26 protein-coding genes are annotated in these 25,890 nt (G+C 58.5%); 14 read left to right on the forward strand and 12 right to left on the reverse strand.

The genetic code is table 11. From position 1 onward, the window contains the following. Positions 1-35: 35 nt before the first annotated feature. A complete protein-coding gene (locus Q0677_RS04285; protein ID WP_298906248.1) occupies positions 36-917 on the reverse strand; it encodes a hypothetical protein in 882 nt (293 codons plus the stop codon). A gap of 171 nt (positions 918-1,088) precedes the next feature. After that, positions 1,089-3,815: a DNA gyrase subunit A gene (gene gyrA, locus Q0677_RS04290; RefSeq protein WP_298906251.1), complete on the reverse strand. Its 2,727-nt coding sequence runs from the start codon at positions 3,813-3,815 to the stop codon at positions 1,089-1,091. 196 nt (positions 3,816-4,011) lie between these two features. On the opposite strand from gyrA, the gene ctaA reads away from it, so the two are divergent. The 4 genes from ctaA (at position 4,012) to Q0677_RS04310 (ending at position 8,409) form a co-directional block, all read left to right on the forward strand. After that, a complete protein-coding gene (gene ctaA, locus Q0677_RS04295) occupies positions 4,012-5,160 on the forward strand; it encodes a heme A synthase (protein ID WP_298906254.1) in 1,149 nt (382 codons plus the stop codon). Positions 5,161-5,162: 2 nt separating this feature from the next. Next, positions 5,163-6,641, forward strand: coding sequence for a carboxypeptidase M32 (locus tag Q0677_RS04300; protein ID WP_298906257.1), 1,479 nt, complete (start codon positions 5,163-5,165; stop codon positions 6,639-6,641). Positions 6,642-6,928: 287 nt separating this feature from the next. Further along, positions 6,929-7,540 carry a transglutaminase-like cysteine peptidase gene (locus Q0677_RS04305; protein WP_298906259.1) on the forward strand — a complete coding sequence of 204 codons (612 nt, stop codon included), beginning with the start codon at positions 6,929-6,931 and terminating at the stop codon, positions 7,538-7,540. 134 nt (positions 7,541-7,674) lie between these two features. After that, the gene (locus tag Q0677_RS04310; RefSeq protein WP_298906261.1) at positions 7,675-8,409 is read left to right on the forward strand and encodes a hypothetical protein; all 735 of its coding nucleotides are present in this window, start codon (positions 7,675-7,677) and stop codon (positions 8,407-8,409) included. Positions 8,410-8,810: 401 nt separating this feature from the next. Here the strand turns inward: Q0677_RS04310 and Q0677_RS04315 are convergent, their stop codons facing one another. Both Q0677_RS04315 and Q0677_RS04320 read right to left on the reverse strand, forming a co-directional pair. Continuing rightward, positions 8,811-9,032: a hypothetical protein gene (locus tag Q0677_RS04315; protein ID WP_298906264.1), complete on the reverse strand. Its 222-nt coding sequence runs from the start codon at positions 9,030-9,032 to the stop codon at positions 8,811-8,813. 7 nt (positions 9,033-9,039) lie between these two features. Next, positions 9,040-9,693 (reverse strand): alpha/beta hydrolase, encoded by a 654-nt coding sequence (locus Q0677_RS04320; protein ID WP_298906267.1) that lies wholly within the window; start codon positions 9,691-9,693, stop codon positions 9,040-9,042. Between the two features lie 187 nt (positions 9,694-9,880). Between Q0677_RS04320 and Q0677_RS04325 the strand changes: the two genes are divergently transcribed. From Q0677_RS04325 to Q0677_RS04370, 10 genes are read left to right on the forward strand one after another with little or no spacing between them, the layout of a single operon-like run. Then, positions 9,881-10,342 carry an Rrf2 family transcriptional regulator gene (locus Q0677_RS04325; RefSeq protein WP_133488559.1) on the forward strand — a complete coding sequence of 154 codons (462 nt, stop codon included), beginning with the start codon at positions 9,881-9,883 and terminating at the stop codon, positions 10,340-10,342. 3 nt (positions 10,343-10,345) lie between these two features. Next, on the forward strand, positions 10,346-10,771 hold the full coding sequence (locus Q0677_RS04330) for a hypothetical protein (RefSeq protein ID WP_298906271.1): 426 nt from the start codon (positions 10,346-10,348) through the stop codon (positions 10,769-10,771). Next, positions 10,768-11,811, forward strand: coding sequence for an aminotransferase class V-fold PLP-dependent enzyme (locus Q0677_RS04335; protein WP_298906273.1), 1,044 nt, complete (start codon positions 10,768-10,770; stop codon positions 11,809-11,811). Before Q0677_RS04330 ends, Q0677_RS04335 begins: the two co-directional genes overlap by 4 nt. Positions 11,812-11,838: 27 nt before the next feature. Then, on the forward strand, positions 11,839-13,362 hold the full coding sequence (sufB, locus tag Q0677_RS04340) for a Fe-S cluster assembly protein SufB (RefSeq protein WP_298906276.1): 1,524 nt from the start codon (positions 11,839-11,841) through the stop codon (positions 13,360-13,362). Then, positions 13,359-13,670, forward strand: coding sequence for a heavy metal-binding domain-containing protein (locus Q0677_RS04345; RefSeq protein WP_282064837.1), 312 nt, complete (start codon positions 13,359-13,361; stop codon positions 13,668-13,670). The genes sufB and Q0677_RS04345 overlap by 4 nt, the downstream gene beginning before the upstream one ends. Before the next feature lie 11 nt (positions 13,671-13,681). Continuing rightward, on the forward strand, positions 13,682-14,440 hold the full coding sequence (gene sufC, locus Q0677_RS04350; RefSeq protein WP_298906281.1) for a Fe-S cluster assembly ATPase SufC: 759 nt from the start codon (positions 13,682-13,684) through the stop codon (positions 14,438-14,440). Continuing rightward, positions 14,437-15,726: a Fe-S cluster assembly protein SufD gene (gene sufD, locus Q0677_RS04355; RefSeq protein ID WP_298906284.1), complete on the forward strand. Its 1,290-nt coding sequence runs from the start codon at positions 14,437-14,439 to the stop codon at positions 15,724-15,726. Before sufC ends, sufD begins: the two co-directional genes overlap by 4 nt. A 16-nt stretch (positions 15,727-15,742) precedes the next feature. Further along, positions 15,743-16,249, forward strand: a complete 507-nt coding sequence (locus Q0677_RS04360) for a YIP1 family protein (RefSeq protein ID WP_298906286.1) — start codon at positions 15,743-15,745, stop codon at positions 16,247-16,249. Then, a complete protein-coding gene (locus tag Q0677_RS04365; RefSeq protein ID WP_298906288.1) occupies positions 16,249-16,845 on the forward strand; it encodes a YIP1 family protein in 597 nt (198 codons plus the stop codon). The genes Q0677_RS04360 and Q0677_RS04365 overlap by 1 nt, the downstream gene beginning before the upstream one ends. Positions 16,846-16,857: 12 nt before the next feature. Continuing rightward, positions 16,858-18,078 carry a cysteine desulfurase gene (locus Q0677_RS04370; RefSeq protein WP_298906290.1) on the forward strand — a complete coding sequence of 407 codons (1,221 nt, stop codon included), beginning with the start codon at positions 16,858-16,860 and terminating at the stop codon, positions 18,076-18,078. Between the two features lie 103 nt (positions 18,079-18,181). On the opposite strand, the gene Q0677_RS04375 is transcribed toward Q0677_RS04370, so the two are convergent. The 8 genes from Q0677_RS04375 to guaA all read right to left on the reverse strand — a co-directional run bounded on the left by Q0677_RS04375 (position 18,182) and on the right by guaA (position 25,883). Continuing rightward, the gene (locus Q0677_RS04375; RefSeq protein ID WP_298907486.1) at positions 18,182-18,799 is read right to left on the reverse strand and encodes a TetR/AcrR family transcriptional regulator; all 618 of its coding nucleotides are present in this window, start codon (positions 18,797-18,799) and stop codon (positions 18,182-18,184) included. After that, the gene (ppk2, locus tag Q0677_RS04380) at positions 18,792-19,673 is read right to left on the reverse strand and encodes a polyphosphate kinase 2 (protein ID WP_298906293.1); all 882 of its coding nucleotides are present in this window, start codon (positions 19,671-19,673) and stop codon (positions 18,792-18,794) included. Before ppk2 ends, Q0677_RS04375 begins: the two co-directional genes overlap by 8 nt. A gap of 57 nt (positions 19,674-19,730) precedes the next feature. Then, on the reverse strand, positions 19,731-20,669 hold the full coding sequence (gene metA, locus Q0677_RS04385; protein WP_298906295.1) for a homoserine O-succinyltransferase: 939 nt from the start codon (positions 20,667-20,669) through the stop codon (positions 19,731-19,733). A gap of 46 nt (positions 20,670-20,715) precedes the next feature. Next, positions 20,716-21,576 carry an ATPase gene (locus Q0677_RS04390; protein WP_298906297.1) on the reverse strand — a complete coding sequence of 287 codons (861 nt, stop codon included), beginning with the start codon at positions 21,574-21,576 and terminating at the stop codon, positions 20,716-20,718. A gap of 123 nt (positions 21,577-21,699) precedes the next feature. Beyond that, the gene (locus Q0677_RS04395) at positions 21,700-22,728 is read right to left on the reverse strand and encodes a transporter (protein WP_298906299.1); all 1,029 of its coding nucleotides are present in this window, start codon (positions 22,726-22,728) and stop codon (positions 21,700-21,702) included. A 197-nt stretch (positions 22,729-22,925) separates the two neighbouring features. After that, positions 22,926-23,768 (reverse strand): DMT family transporter, encoded by an 843-nt coding sequence (locus Q0677_RS04400; protein WP_298907487.1) that lies wholly within the window; start codon positions 23,766-23,768, stop codon positions 22,926-22,928. A 26-nt stretch (positions 23,769-23,794) separates the two neighbouring features. Beyond that, on the reverse strand, positions 23,795-24,088 hold the full coding sequence (locus Q0677_RS04405; protein ID WP_298906301.1) for a putative quinol monooxygenase: 294 nt from the start codon (positions 24,086-24,088) through the stop codon (positions 23,795-23,797). A gap of 232 nt (positions 24,089-24,320) precedes the next feature. After that, positions 24,321-25,883, reverse strand: coding sequence for a glutamine-hydrolyzing GMP synthase (gene guaA, locus Q0677_RS04410; protein WP_298906306.1), 1,563 nt, complete (start codon positions 25,881-25,883; stop codon positions 24,321-24,323). Positions 25,884-25,890 lie beyond the last annotated feature (7 nt).

Genomic DNA, 25,890 nt, shown 5'->3' on the forward strand with positions numbered 1-25,890 from the left:
GGGGCTGAGGGCGAGCTTTCGAGAAGCTGACCGGTTTAGAAGAACAGCGGCAGACCGTCGTACAGGTCGTAGGGACCGAAGGCGCGTTCGGTGGTGCGCAGACGACGCTTGCCGGTCTCGAAGGTCAGCGACATGCTGACTTGGTTGATGTGGCCAGTTCCCATGTCAAGGCGTCCGACAGAGACATCGAACCACGTATCCTGAGAAATCATGTACCCTGCACCCAGTTCAATTTGGGTGATGTCTTCCGGGCCAAAATCCAGCCAGTTCACGCCAGCGAGTACACGCATGTTCGGACGGACGTTGTATTTGCCGGATAGGTTGACACTGTTGAGGCCATCAAAATGCATATAGTCCAGCGAAACCTCGTATTGTTCGGTTTCACGTTCAAACCCGACCTCAAAGATCGTCTCGTCTTCGTCTACCACGCGCACAACCGAGGCATAGGCAGTATATTCGCCTTTGCTGTACTCAGCGAAGGCCTGAGCGAAATCAGTGCTGCCACCGTCAAAGCTGAACCGCGAGGCCGCCAGACCAAACGTATAGTCGTTCAGGCGGTATTCACCGCCAATCATAAAAGTTTCCAGATCGTCGGAGGGACCATCTGAAAAGCCTGATCTGCTATAGCTGCCAAGCAGTGTGAAGTTCTGTGTGAAAGCGTAACCTGCAGAGATGGTGCCTTGGATTAAGCTAGTATTTGGTCCACCACTACTGATACGCGTAACGTCCAACTCCAGCCCATAGGTCAACTTGCCGTTTGTGCCTTCGTACCCCAAAGTGCCGTTCGTTTGGCTGAGCGAACCGCCGTCGGCGCTCCAGCGGTCATAGCTAAGTGCGCCGGACATATAGTTGGTCTCGGCCAGCAGCGGTGCGGCACTCAGCATCAATGCGGGGAGGGCAATGGTAATCGTTTTCATATTAATCTCCGTAATTTCTGTACCAATTGAAATGATTCTGGCGGCTATACAATAGGTGGTGAAATGCTTCGCGATCTGGGAGTGCAGCTGTGGCGGTGTGGACACATTCAAATATGAAAAAGCCCGCCAGATCAAAGGGATCGGCGGGCTTTTAGATGGTTTGAAAGGGGGTTAGCTGTCGTCGCTATCCGCCTCGTCCTCGTCCGAGCTTTCGACGATCCGCGCGACTGAAACGACTTCTTCGCCTTTGCCGGTGTTGAAGACCTTCACACCGCCTGCGCCGCGCGAGCGGAAGCTGATGCCGTCTACGGGGCAGCGGATCGACTGGCCTTTCGAGGTCGCCAGCATGATCTGGTCAGCGATCTCGATCGGGAAGCACGCGACGATGTCGCCGCCCTTCATCGCGGCTACACCTTGGCCGCCACGGCCGCTGACGCGGTAATCGTGGCTGGACGTCAGGTTGCCGATGCCAGTTTTGTTGATCGTGACCAGCAGATCATTGGCGGCCAGCATCTCTTGATAGCGCTCGTCTGCCAGATCGCCGGATACTTCTTCGCCCGAGTCTTCGTCAGCATCGCTGCCAAACTCGCCACGGAAGCGCTTGATGAACGCGCCGCGTTCGTCCGGGGTGGCATCGAAGTGGCGGATGACCGAGGCCGAGACGACCTCGTCCCCGTCATTCACCAGCTTGATGCCGCGCACACCGGTCGAGGACCGCGAGTTGAACACGCGCACATCCGTGACCGGGAACCGGATGGCACGCCCGCCGGAGGTCACCAGCATCACGTCGTCGTTTTCATCACAGATACGCGCGTTGATCAGGCGGGTGCCCTCGTCGTCACCTTCGAACTTCATCGCGATCTTGCCGTTCGACTTCACATTGGTGAAATCCGACAGGCGGTTACGACGGACCGAGCCTTTTGAAGTGGCGAAGACAATCTGCAGATCGTCCCATTCTTTTTCGTCCCGATCGACGGGCAGAATGGCGGCGATCGACACGCCGGTCGGGATCGGCAGGATGTTCACCAGCGGTTTGCCCTTGGCGGTGCGACCGCCTTGGGGCAGGCGCCATGTCTTCAGCTTGTAGGCCATGCCGTCATCGGTGAAGAACAGAAGCTGCGTGTGGGTGTTGGCCACGAAGAGGGTCGTGATGACGTCCTCATCCTTGGTCTGCATCCCCGACAGACCTTTGCCGCCACGCTTCTGCGCGCGGAAGTCCGCCAGCGGCGTACGCTTGGCCCAGCCCGAGGCGGTGATGGTGACCACCATATCCTCACGCTCGATCAGGTCTTCGTCGTCCATATCGCCCGACCAGTCCACGATCTGAGTGCGGCGCGGCACGGCGTAGGCGTCTTTCACCTCGGTCAATTCGTCCGAGATGATCGACATGATCCGCTCGCGCGAGCGCAGAATGTCCAGATAATCGCGGATCTTGGCGGCAAGTTCTTGCAGCTCGTCCGTGACCTCTTTCACACCCATCGCGGTCAGACGTTGCAGGCGCAGTTCCAAAATGGCGCGGGCTTGCGTTTCGGACAGATTATAGGTCCCGTCCTCGTTCATCTTGTGGGTCGGATCGTCGATCAGCTGGATATATTCCGCGATGTCTGCCGCGGGCCAGCGACGGGACATCAGCTTGGCGCGCGCATCTGCCGGATCTTGTGAAGCGCGGATCGTCGCGACGACCTCGTCCACGTTTGACACAGCCACAGCCAGACCGCACAGGATGTGGCTGCGTTCGCGTGCTTTGCGCAGTTCAAACGCGGTGCGGCGGGTGACAACTTCTTCGCGGAAGGTGATGAAATGGCTCAGGAAATCGCGCAGAGTCAGTTGTTCGGGGCGACCGCCATTCAGGGCCAACATATTGCAGCCAAAGCTGGTTTGCATCGGCGTATAGCGGAACAGTTGGTTCAGCACGACCTCGGGTGTCGCGTCGCGCTTCAGCTCGACCACCACGCGGACACCGATCCGGTCGCTTTCATCCTGAACCGAGGAAATGCCCTCGATCTTCTTCTCGCGCACAAGCTCGGCGATCTTTTCGATCATCGAGGCTTTGTTCACCTGATAGGGGATCTCGTCCAGCACGATGGCGTAACGGTCCTTGCGGATCTCTTCCACGCGGGTTTTCGCGCGGGTGATCACACTGCCGCGACCCTCTAGATAGGCTTTGCGCGCACCGGAACGGCCCAGCATGACACCACCGGTCGGGAAATCAGGGCCGGGGATGTAGTCCATCAGGCCTTCGGATGTCAGGTCCGGGTTCTCGATCAGCGCCAAGGTGCCGTCGATCACTTCGCCAAGGTTGTGTGGCGGAATGTTCGTGGCCATGCCCACCGCGATACCACCCGCGCCGTTGACCAGCATGTTGGGGAAACGGGCGGGCAGGACGGTCGGCTCAAGGTCCTTGCCGTCATAGTTGTCGGTGAAGTTGACCGTGTCTTTTTCAATGTCTGCCAGCAGCGAGGCCGCAGGCTTGTCCATCCGCACTTCGGTGTAACGCATGGCCGCCGGGTTATCCCCGTCCATCGAGCCGAAGTTACCCTGACCGTCCAGCAGCGGCAGCGACATGGAAAACGGCTGCGCCATACGCACCAGTGCGTCATAGATCGCACTGTCACCATGCGGGTGATACTTACCCATCGTGTCACCCACCGGGCGGGCGGACTTGCGATAGGGTTTGTCATGGCTGTTGCCGGTCTCGTACATCGCATAGAGGATGCGGCGGTGCACCGGCTTCAGACCGTCGCGCAGATCCGGGATGGCCCGGCTCACGATCACGCTCATCGCGTAATCGAGATACGAACTTTTCATTTCCTCTTCGATGGAAATCTGGGGGCCGTCATAGACGGGGCGCTCGGGCAAATCGTCCATGTTTTCCGGGGTATCAGGGGTATCTGTCACGTTGTCCGCCGTTTTGGTGCGTTTCACACTATATATAGGTCAGGCCACCTTAACAGAACGCTCGATATGGGGGCAACCAAAAGGGGCCATTTGATGCGATCTGCGGGCGATTTTTTGCGGGAATTCCCGCGCTTTGGCCCCTTGGCTTTCCCGGCGGCTAAGGCCATTATCGCGCAAACGCGAAACGGAGAGCCAGATGTCCAAGCCCCGCAGCATTTTCGAGGAAGTCAGCGACACCAAAGACGAGGTGCGCGACACCCCAAAGACCGGCGCGATTGAACGCGGATCGGGCGGCGGTGGCGCGCGTGGGGCCATCCGGCTGTGGTTGATGCTACTCTTTGCCTTGGTGGCCATCATGGTCGTCGTGGGCGGTCTGACGCGCCTGACCGATTCTGGCCTGTCGATCACCGAATGGGCGCCGTTCACCGGGGCGATGCCGCCGATGGATCAAGCCGCGTGGGAGGCCGAGTTCGCCAAATATCAGCAGATCCCCGAATTCAAGCTGCAAAACAGCCATATGGATCTTGAAGCCTTCAAGACCATCTATTGGTGGGAATGGGGCCACCGCCAGCTGGGCCGCTTCATCGGTTTGGTCTGGGCCATTGGCTTCTTCGGCTTTCTGGCCGCCCGCAAGATCCCCAATGGTTGGACAGGGCGGTTGCTACTTCTGGGCGCGCTTGGTGGGCTTCAGGGGGCGATTGGCTGGTGGATGGTGTCTTCGGGCCTGACGGGGGATCGCGTTGACGTTGCCTCGTACCGATTGGCAACCCATTTGGGGCTGGCCTTTGTCATCTTGGGTTTCATCGCGTGGTACATCCTGCTTCTGGGCCGGAAAGAGGCCAGTCTGATGGCCGCCCGCCGCCTGCGCGAGCGCAAGCTTTTCGGCATGGGCACGGGGCTGTTGCATCTGGCTTTCCTGCAGATCCTGCTGGGCGCCTTGGTGGCGGGCATCGACGCTGGGCGGTCCTTTGTGGATTGGCCGTGGATGGCGGATCAGTTCTTCCCGCCAGATGCCTTCGACATCACGCCCCTCTGGCGCAACTTCTTTGAGAACGCAGGGCTGGTGCAGTTCATGCACCGTATGGTGGGCTATCTGCTTGTAATCTTTGCAATTGTCGTCTGGCGAGTCTCGCGCAAGTCGGGCAACCAGATGGTCCGCACGGGCTTTACTTTGGCCTGTCTGATGGTTGGTGCGCAGGCCGTGCTGGGCATCGCAACTGTGCTGCAGGCCTCGCCCTTGCACGTCGCCATCACCCACCAGATCGGCGCGATGCTGGTGTGGGTTCTGGTCCTGAACGCCCGGTTCCTTGCGGGCTATCCGGCTGAACAAAGCATTCGGAGCTGATCATGAGCGCATTTGACGATCTGATGGAATTTGCCCGCGATACGCAGGCGTTGGGCGAAGTAGCAGGCCGTTTGGGCTGGGATCAGGAAACCGTGATGCCCGAGGGCGGCGCACCGCAACGGGCCGAGGAAATGGCCGCGATGGAAAAGATCCTTCACGCCCGCCGCAACGATCCACGAATTGGCGAGTGGTTGGAGGCCATCGACGAAAGCGCGTTGGATGATGCAGGCCGCGCCCAGATCCGTGAAATCCGTCGTGCACGCGACCGCGCTGCGAAAGTGCCTGTGGCGCTGGCGGCAGAACTGGCCCGTGTCACGTCGGCTGCGCAGGGCAAATGGGCCGAGGCGCGCGCCGCGGATGATTTCGCCGCCTTCAAGCCGGTTCTGGAAGAAGTTGTGAAACTGCGCCGCGAGGAAGCCAGTGCTCTGGCCGATGGCGGAGACCTGTATGATGCGCTGCTGGAGGATTACGAGCCGGGGATCACGGGCGGCGACATCCAGACGCTCTTTGACGCGATGCGACCGCGTCTGGTGACCCTGCGCGACAAGGCACTTGGCGCGGCCAACCAGCCCGAAATTCTTGTAGGCAACTGGGCCGAGAAGAAACAGTTAAAGCTGTCGACCAAGCTGGCCAAGAGTTTTGGGTATGATCTGAAGCACGGGCGGATCGACAAGGCGGTGCACCCGTTCAGCTCGGGCTCAGGCTTGGATGTGCGGATCACCACGCGGACCTCGGAAGGGGATCCGTTCAACTGTTTCTATTCCACGATTCACGAGGTCGGGCACGCCTGCTATGAGCAGAACATCGACAACGCGTATCTGCTGACGCCGATCGGGCGCGGCGCGTCGATGGGCGTGCATGAAAGCCAATCGCGTATCTATGAAAACCAACTGGGCCGCTCGCGTGCCTTCACCGGCTGGCTGTTTGACCAGATGGAGAAACGCTTTGGAAAGACGCCGGCCAGCGATGCGGATGCGTTCTATCGCATGGTGAACCGGCTTCAGAAGGGCTTTATTCGCACCGAGGCCGACGAAGTGCAGTACAACCTGCACATTATGCTGCGCTTCGATCTGGAGCGTCGCCTGATCGGCGGCCAGTTGGATGTGGCGGATCTGGAGACTGCGTGGAACGAACGTTTTGCAGCGGATTTCGGGTATGCGGTCGACAAGGCGTCAAACGGCGTGTTGCAGGACGTACATTGGTCCGTAGGCCTGTTCGGCTATTTCCCGACCTATGCGCTTGGCAATATTTATGCGGGGTGTCTCTATGACGCGCTGAAGAGCGATCTGCCTGATCTGGACACGAAGTTGGGGCAGGGGGATTCGTCTGCAGCCACGTCTTGGCTGGCTGACAAGCTGCAACAACATGGCAGTTTGCGCACCCCGCGCGCGACGATTGAGCACGCGACGGGCAAACCGGTCTCAGTTGAGCCATTATTGGCCTATCTGGAAGACAAGTTCGACGGCATCTATTTCGGTTAACCTTTCCCTCGAATGTCAGCGGGTTGCCGGAGAAACTTCATCCGATGATCATTGATCGCCGGCCTCTGGGGCTTTGGAATTGTCGGCGGAAACACGCGCGTGCCTAGGGTGTGCGCTTTGTCACACTCACCAAAATGTTGCAGTAAATGTGCAAGTAGTGCTGGATTTGGTCATTGGTTCTGTTCAAGGTCGAGCTTGCCTGAGGGGGGCAACTTTGGTCGCTGACGCCAAAGACACAAATTGTAAATGTTTGTGCCTTTAAGTTTGCGATCGATGGAGGTTTATGGATGACCACGCTCTCTGGTCCGGGCGGTATTCGTACACTTGGACGTAAAATACTTGGTGCAGCCGGTTTGGCCGCGCTCGCAAACTTTGCCGTGCCAAATGAAGGGTTCTCTAGCGGATCCGATTTCCTGAAATCACGCGGGCTGGGGGCGGCCCCGCCGGGGGCGCAGCGCCTGTGTTCGACCTATAGCTGGGCCTGTGCACGCGGTTCGTCAAATGGTTCCGTAACCCGGGGCCAAATGCAGGTTGTGCGCGCGGTAAACGCGAAGATCAATCGTACCACCCGCGGCATTGAAGACAGTCAGCAATATGGCGAGGCCGAGCGTTGGGCCATGCCCACCAGTCGCGGCGGCGATTGCGAAGATTACGCGCTGGCAAAAAAGCGGGCTTTGATTGACAAAGGGATCGATCCTCAGCGCCTGTTGATCGCGACGGTTCTGGATCGACGTCGTCGCCCGCATGCAGTGTTGATTGTGCGCACGGAAGACGGCGACATGGTTTTGGACAACGTCACCAATTCGATCAGGAACTGGCGGGATACGCGCTATGTTTTCTTGCGGATGCAGGATCCGAACCGGCCTTCGCGCTGGGTGAATGTCATTGCAGGTGGATAAGCAGGGCTGAAGCCAGCCTTGGATAGTCGAATATTTTAGCCCGGCAAGTGTAGTCATCTTGCCGGGCTAAGTTTTTTCGATTTCTTCTCGTCACCTTCAATTAGGAGCGCGAGATATCAGCGGTCATCGTCGGAATGGTCCGATCCACCGGGCACGCCATCGCCACCGCCGGTGCCGAAGCCATTATTACCCTGCGGGCCACCGCCACGAACGTCATCGTCGTCGCCATCGCCGTCACCATCGCCATCGCCGTCACCGTCGCCATCGCCGTCACCGTCGCCATCACCGTCGCCATCGCCGTCACCGTCGCCGTCACCGTCACCGTCGCCGTCGCCATCGCCGTCACCGTCGCCGTCACCGTCGCCGTCGCCGTCACCGTCGCCATCGCCGTCACCGTCACCGTCGCCATCGCCGTCGCCATCGCCGTCACCGTCGCCATCGCCGTCACCGTCGCCGTCACCGTCGCCATCGCCGTCACCGTCGCCGTCACCGTCGCCATCGCCGTCACCGTCGCCATCGCCGTCGCCGTCGCCATCGCCGTCACCGTCGCCATCGCCGTCACCATCGCCGTCGCCATCGCCGTCACCGTCGCCATCGCCGTCACCGTCGCCATCGCCGTCACCGTCGCCGTCACCGTCGCCCGGTACGTCATCATCATCGTCGTCCCGTCCGTCTTCATCTCTGTCGCGTCGCGGAACAGGTTCTTCAATCGTTGCAGTCGGCAACGCGAGCAACGCATCGGCGAAACCTGGGCATTGTTCGGTGACATCCGCCAAAATTGTCAGGAAGTCATCCTGACGCTGGATGTATCTAAGCATCTGCGTTGTCACGATTTTACATTCACAAAGATCTGCTGGATTGAGCGATAGCTTTGCCGTCGCCAAATTGCAGCTCTTTTGCGCGTGTGCGATTTGTGTGGATCCACCCCATACCGCACCAGCCATTATTAGCGTGGCCAGCGCTGTCTTATGTTTAAGCATTTTTCACCCCTCTTAAACATTTGCTTCAAAAAATCGTTGGTCGAAAAAGACACAAACTTTAGTCAAATAATGTTCATTTTGACACAAAATCGGAGGAATTGCCACACATGAGTTCTAAATGAGGCGGAAATGGGGCTAAGGCAGTCTGATTGCAGTGAAAAACAGTGCGCATAGGCGATCAATAACTGCTGGTGGCGCAGTATTGTGCGTTGCGAAAAGGGGGGAATCTGGAAAAGAGTCGTGCGTCTCATTTCGGTGAATGAGCGCTAAGTGTTACTGGGATTGGGATCTCAGTCCAACGTCTCTTTCTCTAAAAGCTGCCGAAGCATGTCACGCCCGCGCGCTTCCGCACGACGGATGCGGACGGCGGTCATGAAGGCTTCTTCCAATGTGGTGGAAGACGCACCGATGGTTTTCTTCACTTCATCCACCAATGCGTCATTTCCGGTCATCCGTGCGGCATCAAGAACTTCCTGAGCCAGCTTGTCGGCGACTTGTTCCAGCAGGTCCATGATGGCCTCAGCGCGTGGTCTCGGTCAGGCGACGGCGGACATATTCGTCCACATGGGTGATCATTGTGTCCATATGGTCGTCTTCAAAGAAGTGACCCGAGCCCGGGATTTCTTCATGGGTGATGGTGATGCCCTTCTGCTCATGCAGTTTGTTGACCAGCGTATGGGTGTCCGCCGGCGGGGCCACACGGTCGGCGGTGCCGTTGATGATCAGACCCGAGCTGGGGCAGGGCGCCAGGAAGCTGAAGTCATACATGTTCGCGGGCGGGCTGACCGAGACGAAGCCGGTGATTTCCGGACGGCGCATCAAAAGCTGCATGCCGATCCATGCCCCGAACGAAAAGCCAGCAACCCAGCAATGCTTGGCGTTCTGGTTCATCGATTGCAGGTAATCCAAGGCCGAGGCCGCATCCGACAGCTCGCCCACGCCTTGGTCGTATTCACCTTGGCTGCGGCCCACACCACGGAAGTTAAAGCGCAGCACGTTGAAGCCCATGTTGTGGAAGGCGTAGTGCAGATTATAGACGACCTTGTTGTTCATCGTGCCGCCGAATTGCGGATGTGGATGCAGGATGATGGCGATGGGGGCGTCTTTTTCTTTCTGAGCGTGATAGCGGCCTTCAAGTCGGCCCTCGGGGCCTGCAAAAATCACTTCGGGCATCTGGTCTGGGCCTCTTTTCGTTTGTCTGGGGTCGCTCGCGGCCGGGAAACCGGTTTTCTTGACGCTGGCTGACCCGCACCATAATACGGAGTTGGTGATCTGAACGCGGCGGGACCGCAGTGTCACCAGTCCTAAGTGACCTAGTGGTCAGGGCCGAAAAGGTCAATGTTTTTGCAGGGGGAACGGTATGAAGCTGTCCACAAAGGGCCGATATGCAATGGTTGCGCTGGCGGATCTGGCGATGCAGGACGAAGGCGCGCTTCTGTCGCTGACCGATCTGGCCAAACGGCAGGACATTTCACTTCCTTATCTGGAACAGCTTTTCGTGAAACTGCGTCGCGCCGGACTGGTCGATAGCGTCCGTGGGCCGGGTGGCGGCTATAAGCTGGCACGGTCGGCGTCTGACATTCGTGTGTCTGAGGTACTGGAAGCGGTGGATGAGACCGTATCCGCCATGCACAAAGGCGCGGGCGCATCCGGGGCGTCCTCGGGCTCGCGCGCGCAATCCATGACCAACCGGTTGTGGGAAGGTCTGTCGGCCCATGTCTACGTGTTCCTGCACCAGACCCGCCTGTCGGACGTGGTGAAAAACGAACTGACCCCATGCCCCGCGGTCCCCACGCTGTTTTCGGTGGTGGACGAGGATTGATCCGTGGAGATCTCAAATCTCGTCGCGCTACAGCAACAACCAGATGTCCTTTATTTGAATGGTGTTCCATGTGAACTGCCTAGATGGGCGTCCATCGAGGACCGCAAAGACCATGTTCGGGCGTGTGTAAATGCACTTACGTTCGCCGAAATGACGGCAGAAGAGCTGCATATTTACTTTACGCGTCACAGTATAAACGCTGCTCTTACATGGAACAGGCAGCAATCTCTGATAGGCCGCGTACTGAACCGTCTTACCGTACCTCGCCCGGGTTATGCGAAGATAAACGGGCGCGTGCTTTGGCAGGTTTATGAAGAGCTCGGTGCGCAGGCCGGCGAGGCCTTTGCGGCAAGCGCAGAATTGTATCTACGTGCGGATATTGTTGCCAAGATCGCCACTTTAATACAGCCAAAAGGAGCAGACCAGTGAGCCGCGTGTATCTGGATTGGAACGCCACGACGCCTTTGCGGGCCGAGGCCAAGGTCGCGATGATCGAGGCGATGGAGCTTGTGGGCAACCCGTCCTCGGTCCATGCCGAGGGCCGCGCAGCCAAGGGGCTGATCGAACGGGCGCGCAAAGATCTGGCGGCGGCGCTGGGGGCTGAGGGCGCGGATATCATCTTTACCTCATCCGCGACCGAGGCTGCGGCGCTGGCTTTGGCCGGGCGGGGTCTGTCTTGCGCGGGGATTGAACATGACGCCGTGCGGTCGTGGTGTGTGGAGGACCTGGAGATCGACGCGCAGGGTGCTGTGAGTGTTCTGGACCCAACACACAGCACGTTGCAATTGGCGAATTCCGAGACGGGGGTGATCCAAACCCTGCCCGAAGGCGTAGTCATGACAGATGCGACGCAGGCCTTTGGCAAGATCCCCTTTGCCTTCAACTGGTGCGGGGCAGAGATGGCGATCGTGTCGGCCCATAAGCTGGGTGGGCCGAAGGGTGTTGGCGCGTTGATCGTGAAGCGCGGCACCGATATCGAGGCGCGGATCAAAGGGGGCGGGCAGGAAATGGGGCGCCGCTCGGGGACCGAGAACGTCATCGGGATCGCTGGGTTTGCCGCTGCGGCCACCGCCGCGCAGAAAGATTTGGAGGCCGGAACATGGTCGAAGGTCGAGAAACTTAGAAAGATTCTAGAAAACACCATTGCGGAATCGGCGAATAAGACTATTTTTGTCGGGAAAGACGCGAACAGGCTTCCCAACACCTCGTGTTTCGTCACTCCGGGCTGGAAAGGTGAGACGCAGGTGATGGTGATGGACCTGGCCGGATTTGCGGTTTCCGCGGGCTCGGCCTGTTCATCAGGGAAGGTAAAAACCAGCGCTGCTTTGGCGGCAATGGGATTTGACCGGGATCATGCGGGATGCGCTTTGCGCGTCTCGCTTGGCCCCACGACGAGTGAGGATGAAGTCCGGGCCTTTGCACAGGCCTGGCTTCGCGAACATGAGAAATTCCGCGCGCGGGGACGCTGATCCCCTGACGGATTGAAAGGATAAAAAGTGGCCGGTTTGGACGAGCTGAACGTCAAGGAAGGCGTTGAAGAAGAGACCGTGGAAGCGGTGAAATCCCTTGCCGGGACTTACAAATACGGCTGGGAAACCGAGATCGAGATGGAATACGCCCCCAAAGGCGTGAACCCTGATATCGTCCGACTGATTTCCGAGAAAAACGACGAACCCGAATGGATGACCGAATGGCGTCTTGAAGCGTTCGCGCGGTGGGAAAAGCTGGATGAGCCGAGCTGGGCGCTGCTGAATTACCCGGAAATCGACTTTCAGGACCAGTATTACTATGCCCGTCCGAAATCGATGGAAGAAAAGCCCAAATCGCTGGACGAGGTCGATCCCAAGCTGCTGGCCACCTATGAAAAGCTGGGCATTCCGCTGAAAGAGCAGATGATCCTGGCGGGCGTCGAAGGCGCCGAGGATATGCCCGCAGAAGGCCGCAAGGTCGCTGTGGACGCGGTGTTTGACTCGGTGTCCGTGGGCACCACGTTTCAGTCTGAGTTGAAGAAGGCTGGCGTCATTTTCTGTTCAATCTCGGAAGCGATCAAAGAGCATCCGGAGCTGGTGAAGAAGTATCTGGGTTCGGTGGTTCCGGTTTCGGACAACTATTATGCGACGCTGAACTCGGCCGTGTTCTCGGACGGTTCGTTCGTATACATCCCGCCCAACACCCGCTGCCCGATGGAGCTGTCGACCTATTTCCGCATCAACGCGGAAAATACCGGCCAGTTCGAGCGCACGCTGATCATTGCCGATAAAGGCAGCTATGTCAGCTACTTGGAAGGCTGTACTGCGCCGCAACGCGACACCGCGCAGTTGCACGCTGCTGTGGTTGAGATCATCGTCGAAGAAGACGCCGAGGTGAAATACTCGACCGTTCAGAACTGGTTCCCCGGTGATGAAAACGGCAAGGGTGGTATCTATAACTTCGTGACCAAACGCGCGGATTGCCGTGGTGACCGCTCGAAAGTGATGTGGACGCAGGTGGAAACCGGATCAGCGGTGACGTGGAAATATCCGTCTTGCATCCTGCGCGGTGCTGAAAGCCAGGGCGAGTTCTACTCGATCGCGATCACCAACAACTATCAGCAGGCAGATACCGGAACCAAGATGGTGCATCTGGGCCGCGATACGAAGTCACGCATCGTCTCGAAGGGTATTTCGGCAGGTAAGGCTCAGAACACCTATCGTGGACTGGTGTCGATGCACCCGAAAGCCAAGAACTCGCGCAACTATACGCAGTGCGACAGCTTGCTGATCGGCGACAAATGTGGGGCGCACACCGTTCCGTATATCGAGGTGAAGAACAACTCGAGCCGCGTTGAGCATGAAGCGACGACATCCAAGGTGGACGAGGAACAGATGTTCTATTGTCGCCAGCGGGGTATGGACGAAGAAGAGGCCGTGGCCCTGATCGTCAACGGCTTCGCCAAGGAAGTGCTACAAGCCCTGCCGATGGAGTTTGCCATGGAAGCTCAACAGCTTGTGGCGATCTCGCTTGAGGGGTCGGTGGGATGATCATCACCACCACCCCTTCGGTCGAGGGGCACCCGATCACCAAATATCACGGGATCGCTGTGGGCGAAGCCATTCTGGGGGCCAACGTGTTCCGGGATGTGTTCGCCGCGATCACCGACATCGTGGGCGGCCGCTCGGGCGCGTATGAACAAGAACTTGGCAAGGCCCGTCAGGTGGCCTTGGACGAACTGGAAGAACGCGCTCGGTCGATGGGCGCCAATGCGGTCGTGGGCGTGGACCTCGACTATGAAGTGATCAACAACATGCTGATGGTGTCGGCCTCGGGCACGGCTGTCACTGTTTCGTAAGGACGATAAAGATGCTGAAAATCAATAACCTGCACGTCAAACTTGAGGAAGAAGATAAGCAGATCCTCAAGGGCGTGGATCTGGAAGTGCCGGCTGGCAAGGTGCACGCAATCATGGGGCCGAACGGCTCGGGCAAGTCGACCTTGTCTTATGTGCTGTCGGGCCGTGATGGCTATGAAGTGACCGAGGGCGACGCGACGCTGGACGGCGAAGAGCTGTTGGACATGGAGCCGGAAGAGCGCGCTGCTGCAGGTCTGTTCCTGGCCTTCCAATACCCGGTCGAGATCCCCGGCGTGGGCAACATGACCTTCCTGCGTACCGCCGTGAACGCACAGCGCAAAGCACGTGGGGAAGAGGAAATGTCGGCCGCTGACTTCCTGAAATTCATCCGTGCCAAGGCAAAAGACCTGAAAATCGACGCGGACATGTTGAAGCGTCCGGTGAACGTGGGTTTCTCGGGCGGTGAAAAGAAGCGTAACGAGATCCTGCAGATGGCGATGCTGGAACCCAAGATGTGCATCTTGGACGAAACGGATTCGGGGCTGGACGTCGACGCGATGAAGCTGGTGTCGGAAGGCGTAAACGCGCTGCGCGACGAAGGCCGCTCGTTCCTTGTCATCACCCACTATCAGCGTCTGCTGGACCACATCAAACCCGACGTGGTGCACATCATGGCCGCTGGCCGCATCGTGAAATCGGGCGGCCCCGAGCTGGCGCTTGAAGTTGAACATAACGGCTATGCCGACATTCTGGCGGAGATCGACGCATGAGCACTGCTGTGAAATCACAGGCAGCTCTGATCAGCGCGGATGCGCGCCCGGCCTCGGGGGCATGGGCGGCGGATGCGCGTGCAGATGCTGCAAGCCGTCTGGCTGCGATGGGTTTGCCTACGCGCCGCGATGAGTATTGGAAATGGACCCGACCGGACAGCCTGGTCAGCGCTGTGGCGGATGCCGCAGAGGTTCTTGATTATGAAGGTGAAGAGCCGCTTTTTGACGACGTTGATCGCCTGAAAGTCGTATTCGTAGATGGTGTGTACGATGCCGAGGCTTCCGATGCACTGGAAGGTGAAGGGCTCGAGATCGAGCGTCTTGCGGATGCCGCAGCGAAGGATATTCACTGGGCCAAGGATCTTTACGGCGTTCTAGAGGCTCGCGGACAATCCCCCGTCAACCGTCCCTTGGCTGTGCACAACACGGCCACGGCGACCGATGGTGTCGTGATCCGCGTGACCGGTGCGGTCAGCCGCCCTGTGAGCTTGGTGTATCGTCACGAAGATGCCTCCTCTGACGCGATCCTGCACAGCGTCGTTCGGTTGGAAGAAGGGGCCAAGCTGACCTTGCTTGAAAACGGTCCTGCGGCTGCGCGCTTCTCGAATGTCCTCGAGGTGGATGTCGCCAAAGGCGCCGAGTTCCATCACGTTCGCGCCCAAGGCCGTGACCACGAGCGGCAGGCCATCACGCACATGTTCTCGCAGGTCGATGCAGAGGCTGTATTCAAAAGCTTCACGATGACCGTGAACGGCAAGCTGACACGCAACGAATGCGTGATCGATATTGTTGGTGACAATGCGGTTGCACATGTCGCCGGTGCAGTTCTTGGTGACGGTGCTGCGGGCGACTTCCATCACGATGACACCGTGTTCATCACCCATTATGCCGTAGCCTGTGAAAGCCGTCAGGTCTTCAAGAAAGTTCTGAAGAACGGCGCGAAGGGCGTGTTCCAAGGCAAGATCCTTGTAAAACCCGACGCGCAGAAAACGGATGGCTATCAGAAGTCTCAGTCGCTTCTTCTGGATGATGACGCAAGCTTCCAAGCGAAGCCCGAGCTTGAGATCTACGCTGATGACGTAATCTGTTCGCATGGCTCTACCACCGGTGCGATTGACGAAGAGGCGCTGTTTTATCTGCGCTCGCGTGGCGTTCCAACGCCGATCGCGACTGACCTTCTGGTTCTGGCCTTCCTGGCCGATGCCATTGAAGAGATCGAAGATGAAGACATCGCTGCCGAAGTCACCGGGCGTCTAGACGCTTGGCTGGCACGCCGCCGCGACTGATCTGAAGGTGTGTTAGGTGTCGGTCCTGCAAGATATGGTGAGCGCCTATCGCAGCCCACGCGCGGTGTTTCGTCGCCGCGTGGGCGATGGCACCCCGCGTGAAGACAGGGCGCTGGCGGTTTTGATGTTCGCCTGCGCGCTGGTCTTTGCCGCCCAGATGCCGCGTTTGGCGCGTCAGGCGCATGAAACCGGGGAAGAGCTGAACATGCTGTTGGGGGCGACCCTGCTGGGATGGCTCTTCATCATGCCCTTGGTGCTCTATGCGCTGGGGACAATCAGCCACGTGATCGCACGGATTGTTGGCGGCAAGGGCAGCCCCTATACCGCGCGCTTTGCGCTGTTTTGGGCGCTGCTTTGCGCGGCCCCTGTTTGGCTGCTCTGGGGGCTTGTTGCGGGCTTTATTGGGCCGGGTGTCCAATTGTCGCTGGTTGGCCTTCTGGCCCTTGTGGTGTTCCTCTTGTTCTGGTCTATCAATCTGCGTGAGGCCGAACGTGGCCCGGTCGAGACAAACAAGGCAGAGTGATGCAGTTCACCCCCGGATATCTGTTTGGAATGGCGCTTCAGACCGTGCCCGAGCCGCGCAAGGTGGCGCGTGATCTGTTCGATCTGGGGCTAAATCGCGAGACCCTTTGGACCGCGCTGTTGTTGATGGTCGTTCTGGCCACGGGCCTTAGCGTCATCGCGGATATCCTGTTCCCGATTGATGCCCAACTGATGGGGCCGCTTTTGTCGAACCCGGCCACCTTGGGTCTGGTCGAAGGCGTGGTGATGTTTGGCCTTGCCATGGCAATCCATGTGATTGGCCGGCTGATGGGCGGGCAGGGCACTTTAGAGAACGCCATCATGACGGTTGTCTGGATGGAGTTCGTTTTTCTGGGGCTTCAGGTTGTCACCGTGATCCTAACGCTGATCGCGCCGGCCATGGCGGCGCTGTTGATGTTCGCCTCGGTCTTTTTCTTCTTCTGGGTGCTGACCCATTTCACGGTCGAAAATCATGGGTTTCAGTCGGCGGGGCTGGTCTTCACCTCGATCCTGATTTTCATGGTGCTGGCCGTGTTTGCCCTGTCCTTCATCCTGGTGCTTCTCGGGGTCGAACCCATCGAATTGCCCGCACAATGATCGGAGCCGTTCATGTATGATATCAACAAGATCCGCAGTGAATTTCCGATCCTCGCGCGCGAGGTGAACGGCAAACCGTTGACCTATCTGGACAACGGGGCGTCGGCGCAGAAGCCGCAGGTGGTGATCGACGCGATTACGCGCGGCTATGCCGAAGAATATTCCAACGTGCATCGCGGGCTGCATTACTTGTCGAACCTCTCGACCGAGCGTTACGAAGCCGTACGCGGGATCGTGGCGAAATTCCTGAATGCAGGCTCCGAGGATGAGATCGTGTTTAACTCGGGCACGACCGAAGGGATCAATCTGGTGTCCTACGCATGGGCTGCGCCGCGGATGCAGGCAGGCGACGAGATCATTCTGTCCACGATGGAGCATCACGCCAACATCGTCCCATGGCATTTCCTGCGCGAACGTCAGGGCGTGGTTCTGAAGTGGATCGACCCAGAGCTGGACGGATCACTGGATCCGCAAAAAGTGCTGGATGCGATCACGGATCGGACCAAGCTGATTGCGATCACCCAGTGCTCGAATGTGTTGGGCACCGTGGTGGATGTAAAAACGATTTGCGCGGGCGCTCGTGACAAAGGCGTTCCGGTGCTGGTCGATGGTTCGCAGGGCGCGGTGCATATGCCCGTCGATGTGCAGGATATCGGGTGTGATTTTTACGCGATCACTGGGCACAAGCTCTATGGCCCGTCGGGGTCCGGCGCGATCTATATCCGAGCGGATCGTCAGGCCGAGATGCAGCCGTTTTTTGGCGGTGGCGACATGATCAATGAGGTCACGAAAGACGCCGTGACCTATGCCAAGCCGCCGCTGAAATTCGAGGCTGGCACGCCGGGGATCGTCCAGACCATCGGAATGGGGGCAGCTCTGGAATACCTGATGGATCTGGGTATGGAGAATGTCGCAGCGCATGAGGCGTCTTTGGCGGCCTATGCGGCCGAACGGTTTGCAGGGCTGAACTGGGTGAACGTGCAGGGGCACGCGCCTGGCAAGGCGGCGATTTTCTCGTTGACCATGGACGGTGCCGCGCATGCGCATGATATCTCGACCATTCTGGACAAGAAGGGCATTGCCGTGCGAGCCGGGCATCACTGCGCGAAACCCCTTATGGAACATCTGGGTGTTGCGGCGACCGCGCGTGCATCCTTTGGACTTTATAACACCAAGGACGAAGTAGACACGCTGATCGACGGGTTGGAGCTGTGCCACAAGCTGTTGGCCTAGGCTGTCTATGGCTCACGGTGTGAGCCTGAAGGGGGCGTTGCCCCCGTCTGAGGCCTGAAGCCCTCAGACTCCCCCAAGGTATTTTGGGCAAGAGGAAGGGGGATTAGTCATCTGCCTTGATCAAGCCAAGCCCGCGCAGATAGATGCCGATCCCGCTTTCCAGAAGTTCTTCAGGTGGGAAGGGGCTTTTCTGGCCTGGGCTGCCGCGGCCAAACAGTTCGACCACTCCGTGGCTCATGGCCCAGATATGGGCGCTGACCATGCGAGAGGGCGGGCGTTTGTCTGCGGGCATGTTCTCGGTCAGTTTATCGGCGGCTTTTTCCAGCACGCCCATGGCACGGGATGAGACCATGGCAAGTTCCGGTGAGCGATTGACCGAAATTCCGCTTTCGAACATCGAGATATAGTGACCCGGATATTTGCGGGCGAAGGCCAGATAGGCGCGGCCGGTCGCTTCGAAGCTGGCGAGGGCCGAGGGTTGGCCCTTGTCATAGGCATATTCCATCAGGTCCGCGAAGATCTCATAGCCCTGACGTGCCGCTTCGGCGATCAGGTCCTCGCGGCCTGCGAAGTGGCGATAGACGGCCGCGGGCGTCACGCCCGCCTGTTTGGCGGCCTCGGACAGGGTAAAGCCTGTCGGGCCTTTTTCCTCGATCAGGGCGAGGGCCGCGTCGACCAGTGCCTGACGCAGGTTGCCGTGGTGATAGCCGCGCTTAGGCATCGTCACCATCATTCCAGAGGTCTGGACCGCCGCAGATCTGGTCATCCGGGGCGCTGGCGACATTGCTGTCTTTCCCTGCGTAGTCAATGCCTTGCAGGACGGCCTTCAGCGCAGAAAGGCGCGCGCGTTTCTTGTCGTCCGAGCGGATGACGGTCCACGGGGTCTTGGCGCGGTGGCTGCGGTCGAAGGTTTCCTTGATCGCGCTTGAATAGGCGTCCCAGCGGTTCAACCCTTCAACGTCAATCCAGCTGAGCTTCCATTGTTTCAAGGGGTCTTTTTCGCGGGACAGGAAGCGGCGCAGTTGTTCCGCGCGTCCGACGTTCAGCCAGATCTTCACAAAATGAATACCTTCGTCGACCAGCATGTCCTCGAACTCGGGCAGTTGGCGGAAGAAGGCCTCGCGTTGGGTGTCTGTGCAGAAGTCAAAGACCTTCTCGACCACGCCGCGATTATACCAGCTGCGGTCGAACAGAACGATCTCACCTTCGGTGGGCAAGTGTTTGACATAGCGCTGAAAATACCATTCGCCGGCCTCGCGGTCCGAAGGTTTGGACAGCGCCACGACGCGCGCGACCCGCGGGTTCAGGTTCTCGCGGAAGCGCTTGATGGTGCCGCCTTTGCCGGCTGCGTCACGGCCTTCAAACACCACGACCACGCGTTTACCCGTTGCCTTCACATCGGCCTGCAACTTCACCAATTCCAGCTGAAGCGCCTCAAGCTCGGCCTCGTAGACTTTCTTGTCGATCGGCGTCTCATAGGGATAGCTGTCCGACAGAATGTCCTTCTTCGATCCATTCTTGATGGCGTCGCGCACCGCGTCAGGGGCGGTCGTGCGAAAGAACTCGGAAATGGCGCCGTCAAAGGGCAATGACATAGGCAAACTCCTGATTTCACACCAATATGGGGGCCGAAGAGGCGTTTGGCAATCAGCTTAGACGCGGCGGTCCTTCACGGCCTGACCGATCTGATTGATGTCATAGGGCGTGGTCAGATACATTTCCGAGATCCAGTTCTGGTACAGAAGATGCGCGTGGCTGCGCCAGCGGTTCTCGGGCGGCTGCGTGGGATCGTCGTCTGGGTAATAGTTCATCGGCACGTTGATCGGCGCGCCCTTGGCCACGTCGCGGTCGTATTCGCCTTTCAAGGTCAGATCGTCATATTCGAAGTGGTTGAAGATATAGAGCGCGCGATGGGCTTTGTCTTCGATCAGGCAGGGGCCGGTATCGTCCGAGCCAAGCAGGGTGCGCAAGCCAGTAGCGGCGTCAACCTCGTCTTGCTTCATCTCAGTCCAACGGCTGACAGGAACCACGCAACTGTCAGAGAAACCACGCAAATACGGGGACGAGGGCTGAAGATTTCGTTGGGGGAAACAGCCAAATGCCTTTGCGTCGAGCAGGTGCTTTTTCACACCGTGGAAGTAATAGATCATCGCCATGCCACCCCAGCAGACGCCGAAGGTGGAATGTACGTTGGTCTGGGTCCAATCGAGGATCTGGGTCAGCTCATCCCAATAGGTGACCTCTTCAAAAGGCAGGTGTTCGATGGGCGCACCCGTGATGATCAACCCGTCAAACTTTTGATCCTTAACTTCTTCCCACGGCTGATAGAAGGCGCCGATATGGGCCTCGCTGGTGTTTTTCGAGGTGTGCTCGGACGGGCGCAGAAGCGTCAGTTCGATCTGAAGCGGATGTGATCCGATCAGGCGGGCGAACTGGGTCTCAGTCTCGATCTTTTTGGGCATCAAGTTCAGAAGGGCGATCCGCATCGGGCGGATGTCCTGCTTGGCGGCCTGATCCTCGGGCATGACCATCACGCCTTCGTCCTTCAGCACGTCTACTGCTGGCAGGGTCGAGGGGATCTTGATGGGCATGGAACCGGTCCTTTTTCGTTCGTTAAGGGGTATAGATGGGGTGCGATCAGCGCGCGTCAATGGCGGCCGAGATCATGCGGTCGAAGTCTTGCGGCGTTTTGATCTGCGCAACTTCGTGGGCGCAAAGCGACACGCCGTAGCGCGCCATATGTTCGTAGAGCGGCTGACGATGGTTCAGCGCCTGCGCATAGGTCCAACGGATGAAGGCATCAGGATCAACGTCATCTTCTTTCACATAGAATTCGCTCAGGTATTCATCCCAGACGCGTGCCAGAAACTCGGGCTGATAGGCCATCGGTTTGGGTGCCCGGTCAAAGCGTTCGACCAGCTTTTGCGTATGCGCCTCGTCCCCGCGCAGCCAGACCAGAAGGCAATGCTTGCTGAGTTCGGACAGAAGGGCGTCGTGCTCGCCCAGGGCGGCGTCGATCCATTCACAGATCGAGCCTCCGCTGTCGCAGATGAAATGCGGATAGCCATAGATGCGCTCGGCGCGATCAATGAAGGAGGCGGTGTCCATAAGGGCCGAGATCTCGGCCGTTTTGAACTGATCTTGCCTGCGGCGATATTCGTCGATCGGCAAGCCGCCTTTGTTCACGTCACCGGGTTTGCCCAGATAGGTCGCTACGGGCGTCAGGTTTTCAAAACTGATCTTAGAGGTGATGCGGATCGAATCCGACATCAGAAGCTCACGCAAGAAGGGGACCTTCATCGCCTCGGCTTTGAAATTGTCGGCGATGTGCTCGCCCATGTAGCGGGTGCCAATGCGGTAATCGATTGAATAGTGGAACCAGTCGCCCTGATCGCGCAGCAGGTTGGACAGGTATGTCTTGCCAAGCCCCGACATGCCAAAGAAAAGCACCCGCTTATGCGTTGCTGACTGCCAGTCCGCTGAGGATTGATAAAGCATGCCTGTCACCTTATGTTTCGGCCCTTTGGTAAATGCCTGAGGCAACGGGGTCAAATGCTTCTGTTACAAAAGAAAACGCCCCACCAAAGGGCGGGGCGCATCGATAGGAATTTGATCGTCAGATCAGAAGGCGATCCCGACGCTGAGGCCAGCGGACAAGGCGCTGCCTTCGAAGGGAACTGGCCCTACGGATTTTTCGGCGAACTGGGTGTAACGTACGCCGCCCGAGATCTTGATGTCACCTGTGGTGTACGAGGCACCAAGGCCGACCGACGTAGCCGAGCCTGCAGGGGCAAGGAACGTGGTCCCGGTATCCGCGCCGCCGCTATAACCCAACGTCAAAGCAACTGACCAGTTATCGTTCAGCTTGCGGCCAACGCCCAGTTCATAGGTGGTGACGTCATCGACGAAATCAACCCAGTCCACAGCACCATTGGCGCTGGTGGTCGACAGGGTAATCCCATCATACTTGGCGTGCCGGACCGAGCCGAACAGCAAGGTGTTTTGCGCGATACCCGTCTGGAAATCCAGGTTGAAAGCTTCGGGCATCGACACGGTGCCAGTTGCGGCAGCAGGTCCAAGCGTTGCGTGAATGCCGGAAAGTTCATGATCGACACCAGTGAAATAGGTCAGGGCCACACGCAGTGCAATTTCGGGTTTCTCGTAGGCAACGCCCGCCACGCCGCCAAGTTCGTTGCCAGTTTCGGCGATAAGAAGGCCACTGGTTGTCAGAATCTCACCCGAGATCTTTTGCATGAAGGCACCACCATGCACCGAAAAGCCGTTGCCCATTTCATAGCGCAGGATACCTGTCAGCTGCTGGCTGTCGATGAACGCATAGCCGCCCGCTGCGGGGCCGTCGATATACTGAACATCTGCGCCATAGGGCTGGTCCCAGATCAACGCGAAGCTCAGGTTGTCGTTGAACTGATGTTTGTAGCCGAACGAGAAAGTCGAGAACGGTACGGCAGATTGAGTGACGCCAAAGGAGTCACTGGTGATGTCCGGGCTGACGTTCGCCACGCCAAACTGGAAATAGTTACCTTCTTCGAACAGCACGCCGATGTCCTGGCCCGAGCGGTCAATGCCAGCCTGCGCTGCTGTCGCCGCGACGGTCAATGCTGCCGCGATCGTTAGGGTTTGTTTTTTCATGTCTCCTCCCTGGGACGTTATGTGCAAGAGCCGTCTCCTCCGGGGCGGCCACATTGGAGAAAACGTATTTGCAGCCGACTTCTTGGGTCAATCTTTACCTCAGGTCATGTGACGTCAGGTCGCAAAATGTCCAATTGGAGATGTGAAATTGACACGGTTTTGCCGGAATTACTTTGCGTTTCCAAACGTTTGAAGGTCTACGCAGTGCGTCTTTTTTCAGACGTTCTGATGCTGACGATGTTTGCTACGATGATAACTAGACCACCGACGATCAGCGCGACACTGATTGGCTCGTCATAGAACACAGCCCCCGCAAGTGCGATCAGTGGTAGGCGGGTGAAGTCGATCGGGATGACGATAGATGCGGGGGCGAGGGACAGCGCTTGTGTCAGGCAGGTATGGGCCAGCAATCCAGCGCAGCCAATAACGAAGAGCCAGAGAATGTTCGAGCCCTGCGGGACGGCGATGGACCCGTCAACACCTGCGCAGATCAGGCCAAGCCCCAACTGCATGCTGGTCAGCCAAAAGAGGATCGACAGGGTGGAATGAGTACGGGTTAGTTTGCGGGTGAAGACGGCTGTCAGTGCGAAACAGATTGCAGAGGCCGCCGCCGAAAATGTGCCCGTCGACGCCGACGGTTCAGATAGCGCTGATGCGGTGATGATCAGGATCCCGACAAAACCGCTGGCAACGCAGAGGAGCTGCGGCATCGTCAGGCGTTCCCCCAGCAGCATTGGGGCCAGAAACACGACCCAAAGCGGAGATGTAAATTCCAACGCGAAGACTTGCGCCAATGGGATCAGGGTCAGCGCGTAGAACCACAGGTTCTGCCCTGCGAAATGCGCCAGATTTCGGGTGAAATGCAGGCCAAGGTTCCGGCGCGAGACCAAGTGCCAGCGTCGCGAGACGGTTAGGACGGCCAACACGATGCTTAGCCCGACCGCAGACCGGTACATCATCAACTCGAACGTATCCAGTTGCAGGCTGACTGCCCGTCCAGCCATTGCCATGACAGAAAACGAGCCAATGGCCCCGGTCATCCAGATGGCGGCGCGGGCGGTTGGGGTCACGCAGGAACCTCGGTCACGGTGTAGTGGCGTGGGATGCCCGCGGTGATGGTTGCCCAGTCCGAGGTTTTCATGCGCGCCTGATGCGCATCAAAGGCAGTGCGATCCGTAAAACGTTCCGAGACATTGAAGCGTCCGGGATGGCAGCGGTCCTCGACCACCAGAAAGGACAGGCAGCCCGGTTCGGCGCGGGTCAGTTGGATATGGGCGGGCAAAGCGGCGCGGACGGCCTCGCGCCGATCCTCGGGAACGTCGATATAGCCGGTCAAAACGATATTGGGTGCCTGTGTCATGCCCCAAGGGCTAGCAAGCGGCGGTCGCCTTGGCGAGAGAAAAAGAAAACGCCGCCCAATTGGACGGCGTTTGATGTGATCGGTGCGGTAGCCCTCGGCTGCGGCCTCGGGCGTTCGGTGCTGAAATCGATTCACTGGATCGATTTCCGACCTTCCAACCTTCAGGCAAAGCCTTCAGGTGTTCGCATCTCAAATTAGTCCACTGGACTAATTTTCCCCTTCGGGTCGGTGCTCACTCCCATTCAATGGTCCCCGGAGGCTTCGAGGTGATGTCATAGGTACAGCGGTTTATGCCCTTCACCTCGTTGATAATCCGCGTGGCGGTTTCACCAAGGAATTCATGGGTGAACGGATAGTAATCCGCCGTCATCCCGTCGACCGAGGTCACCGCGCGCAGCGCACAGGCGTAGTCATAAGTACGTCCGTCACCCATCACACCTACGGTGCGGACGGGCAGGATGGCCACGAAGGCCTGCCAGATTTCGTCATACAGACCATGCTTGCGGATCTGATCGATATAGACCGCGTCGGCTTCGCGCAGGATGTCCAGCTTCTCGCGGGTAATCTCGCCCGGGCAGCGGATCGCCAGACCCGGTCCGGGGAAGGGGTGACGGCCGATAAAGCTGGCGGGCAAGCCAAGTTCATGACCCAGCGCACGCACTTCGTCTTTGAACAGCTCGCGCAGCGGCTCGACCAGTTTCAGGCCCATCTTTTCAGGCAGGCCGCCCACATTGTGGTGCGATTTGATGGTGACCGAGGGGCCACCCGAGAAGGACACCGACTCGATCACATCCGGATAGAGCGTGCCTTGGGCCAGGAACTCGGCGCCCTCAATGGTGTCAGCGTGTTTCTGGAACACATCGATGAAGAGCTTGCCGATGATTTTACGCTTGGTTTCCGGGTCGGACTGGCCTTCCAACTCGCCCAGGAACAGGTCGCTTTCATCTGCGTGGATCAGCGGCAGGTTATAGTGCTCGCGGAACATCGAGACAACTTCCTGCGCTTCGTTCTTGCGCAGTAGGCCATGGTCGACGAAAACGCAGGTCAGTTGATCGCCAATCGCTTCGTGGATTAGTACGGCAGCAACGGACGAATCGACGCCGCCCGACAGGCCACAGATCACTTTCTTGTCACCGACCTGTTCGCGGATCTTGCGGATCATCTCTTCACGATAGGCGCCCATGGTCCAGTCGCCCGCAAAGCCTGCAATCTTTACGAAGTTTTCGTACAGTGTGGCGCCGTTCGGGGTGTGGTGCACTTCGGGGTGGAACTGCACCGCATAGAAATGACGGTCCATGTCGGCGGTGATGGCGTAAGGCGCGTTAGGCGAGGTGCCGTAGACCTCGAAGCCCGGAGCGATCTCGCTCACGTGGTCGCCGTGGCTCATCCAGACCTGCTCGTCACTTTCCAGGAACCAACCGCGCAGAAGGTCGATATGCTCGCCCTGCGGGGTGACATAGGCACGCCCGAATTCGGCGGTGCCGTGGCCGCTTTCGACCTTGCCGCCCAGCTGGGTCATCATCACCTGCTGGCCATAGCAGATGCCCAGAATGGGCAGGCCCATCTCGAACAGCTCTTGCGGTGCGCGCGGGCTGCCCTCGCGGGTGACGCTGTCGGGGCCACCAGATAGGATCACCGCTTTCGGGCCCATCTCGCGGATGAACTCGGCGGTTACGTTCTGGTAGGGGTGGATTTCACAATAGACATTCAGCTCGCGCAGGCGGCGCGCAATCAGCTGCGTCACCTGGCTTCCGAAGTCGATGATAAGAAGGCGGTCATGGCTCTGATCTGTCATGTTGACC

It is taken from the genome of uncultured Aliiroseovarius sp. (genome assembly GCF_947492455.1).
In the GTDB taxonomy this organism is placed as follows: domain Bacteria; phylum Pseudomonadota; class Alphaproteobacteria; order Rhodobacterales; family Rhodobacteraceae; genus Aliiroseovarius.

Excerpts from the sequence above, each read along its gene's own strand:
- ppk2 (WP_298906293.1), bottom strand. The coding sequence starts at position 19,673 with ATGTCATTGCCCTTTGACGGCGCCATTTCCGAGTTCTTTCGCACGACC.
- Q0677_RS04325 (WP_133488559.1), top strand. The coding sequence starts at position 9,881 with ATGAAGCTGTCCACAAAGGGCCGATATGCAATGGTTGCGCTGGCGGAT.
- Q0677_RS04345 (WP_282064837.1), top strand. The coding sequence starts at position 13,359 with ATGATCATCACCACCACCCCTTCGGTCGAGGGGCACCCGATCACCAAA.
- ctaA (WP_298906254.1), top strand. The coding sequence starts at position 4,012 with ATGTCCAAGCCCCGCAGCATTTTCGAGGAAGTCAGCGACACCAAAGAC.
- Q0677_RS04395 (WP_298906299.1), bottom strand. The coding sequence starts at position 22,728 with ATGAAAAAACAAACCCTAACGATCGCGGCAGCATTGACCGTCGCGGCG.
- Q0677_RS04285 (WP_298906248.1), bottom strand. The coding sequence starts at position 917 with ATGAAAACGATTACCATTGCCCTCCCCGCATTGATGCTGAGTGCCGCA.
- Q0677_RS04305 (WP_298906259.1), top strand. The coding sequence starts at position 6,929 with ATGACCACGCTCTCTGGTCCGGGCGGTATTCGTACACTTGGACGTAAA.
- Q0677_RS04400 (WP_298907487.1), bottom strand. The coding sequence starts at position 23,768 with ATGACCGGGGCCATTGGCTCGTTTTCTGTCATGGCAATGGCTGGACGG.
- Q0677_RS04370 (WP_298906290.1), top strand. The coding sequence starts at position 16,858 with ATGTATGATATCAACAAGATCCGCAGTGAATTTCCGATCCTCGCGCGC.
- Q0677_RS04365 (WP_298906288.1), top strand. The coding sequence starts at position 16,249 with ATGCAGTTCACCCCCGGATATCTGTTTGGAATGGCGCTTCAGACCGTG.
- metA (WP_298906295.1), bottom strand. The coding sequence starts at position 20,669 with ATGCCCATCAAGATCCCCTCGACCCTGCCAGCAGTAGACGTGCTGAAG.
- Q0677_RS04310 (WP_298906261.1), top strand. The coding sequence starts at position 7,675 with ATGGTCCGATCCACCGGGCACGCCATCGCCACCGCCGGTGCCGAAGCC.
- Q0677_RS04320 (WP_298906267.1), bottom strand. The coding sequence starts at position 9,693 with ATGCCCGAAGTGATTTTTGCAGGCCCCGAGGGCCGACTTGAAGGCCGC.
- Q0677_RS04375 (WP_298907486.1), bottom strand. The coding sequence starts at position 18,799 with ATGCCTAAGCGCGGCTATCACCACGGCAACCTGCGTCAGGCACTGGTC.
- sufC (WP_298906281.1), top strand. The coding sequence starts at position 13,682 with ATGCTGAAAATCAATAACCTGCACGTCAAACTTGAGGAAGAAGATAAG.
- guaA (WP_298906306.1), bottom strand. The coding sequence starts at position 25,883 with ATGACAGATCAGAGCCATGACCGCCTTCTTATCATCGACTTCGGAAGC.
- Q0677_RS04405 (WP_298906301.1), bottom strand. The coding sequence starts at position 24,088 with ATGACACAGGCACCCAATATCGTTTTGACCGGCTATATCGACGTTCCC.
- Q0677_RS04390 (WP_298906297.1), bottom strand. The coding sequence starts at position 21,576 with ATGCTTTATCAATCCTCAGCGGACTGGCAGTCAGCAACGCATAAGCGG.
- Q0677_RS04300 (WP_298906257.1), top strand. The coding sequence starts at position 5,163 with ATGAGCGCATTTGACGATCTGATGGAATTTGCCCGCGATACGCAGGCG.
- sufD (WP_298906284.1), top strand. The coding sequence starts at position 14,437 with ATGAGCACTGCTGTGAAATCACAGGCAGCTCTGATCAGCGCGGATGCG.
- Q0677_RS04315 (WP_298906264.1), bottom strand. The coding sequence starts at position 9,032 with ATGGACCTGCTGGAACAAGTCGCCGACAAGCTGGCTCAGGAAGTTCTT.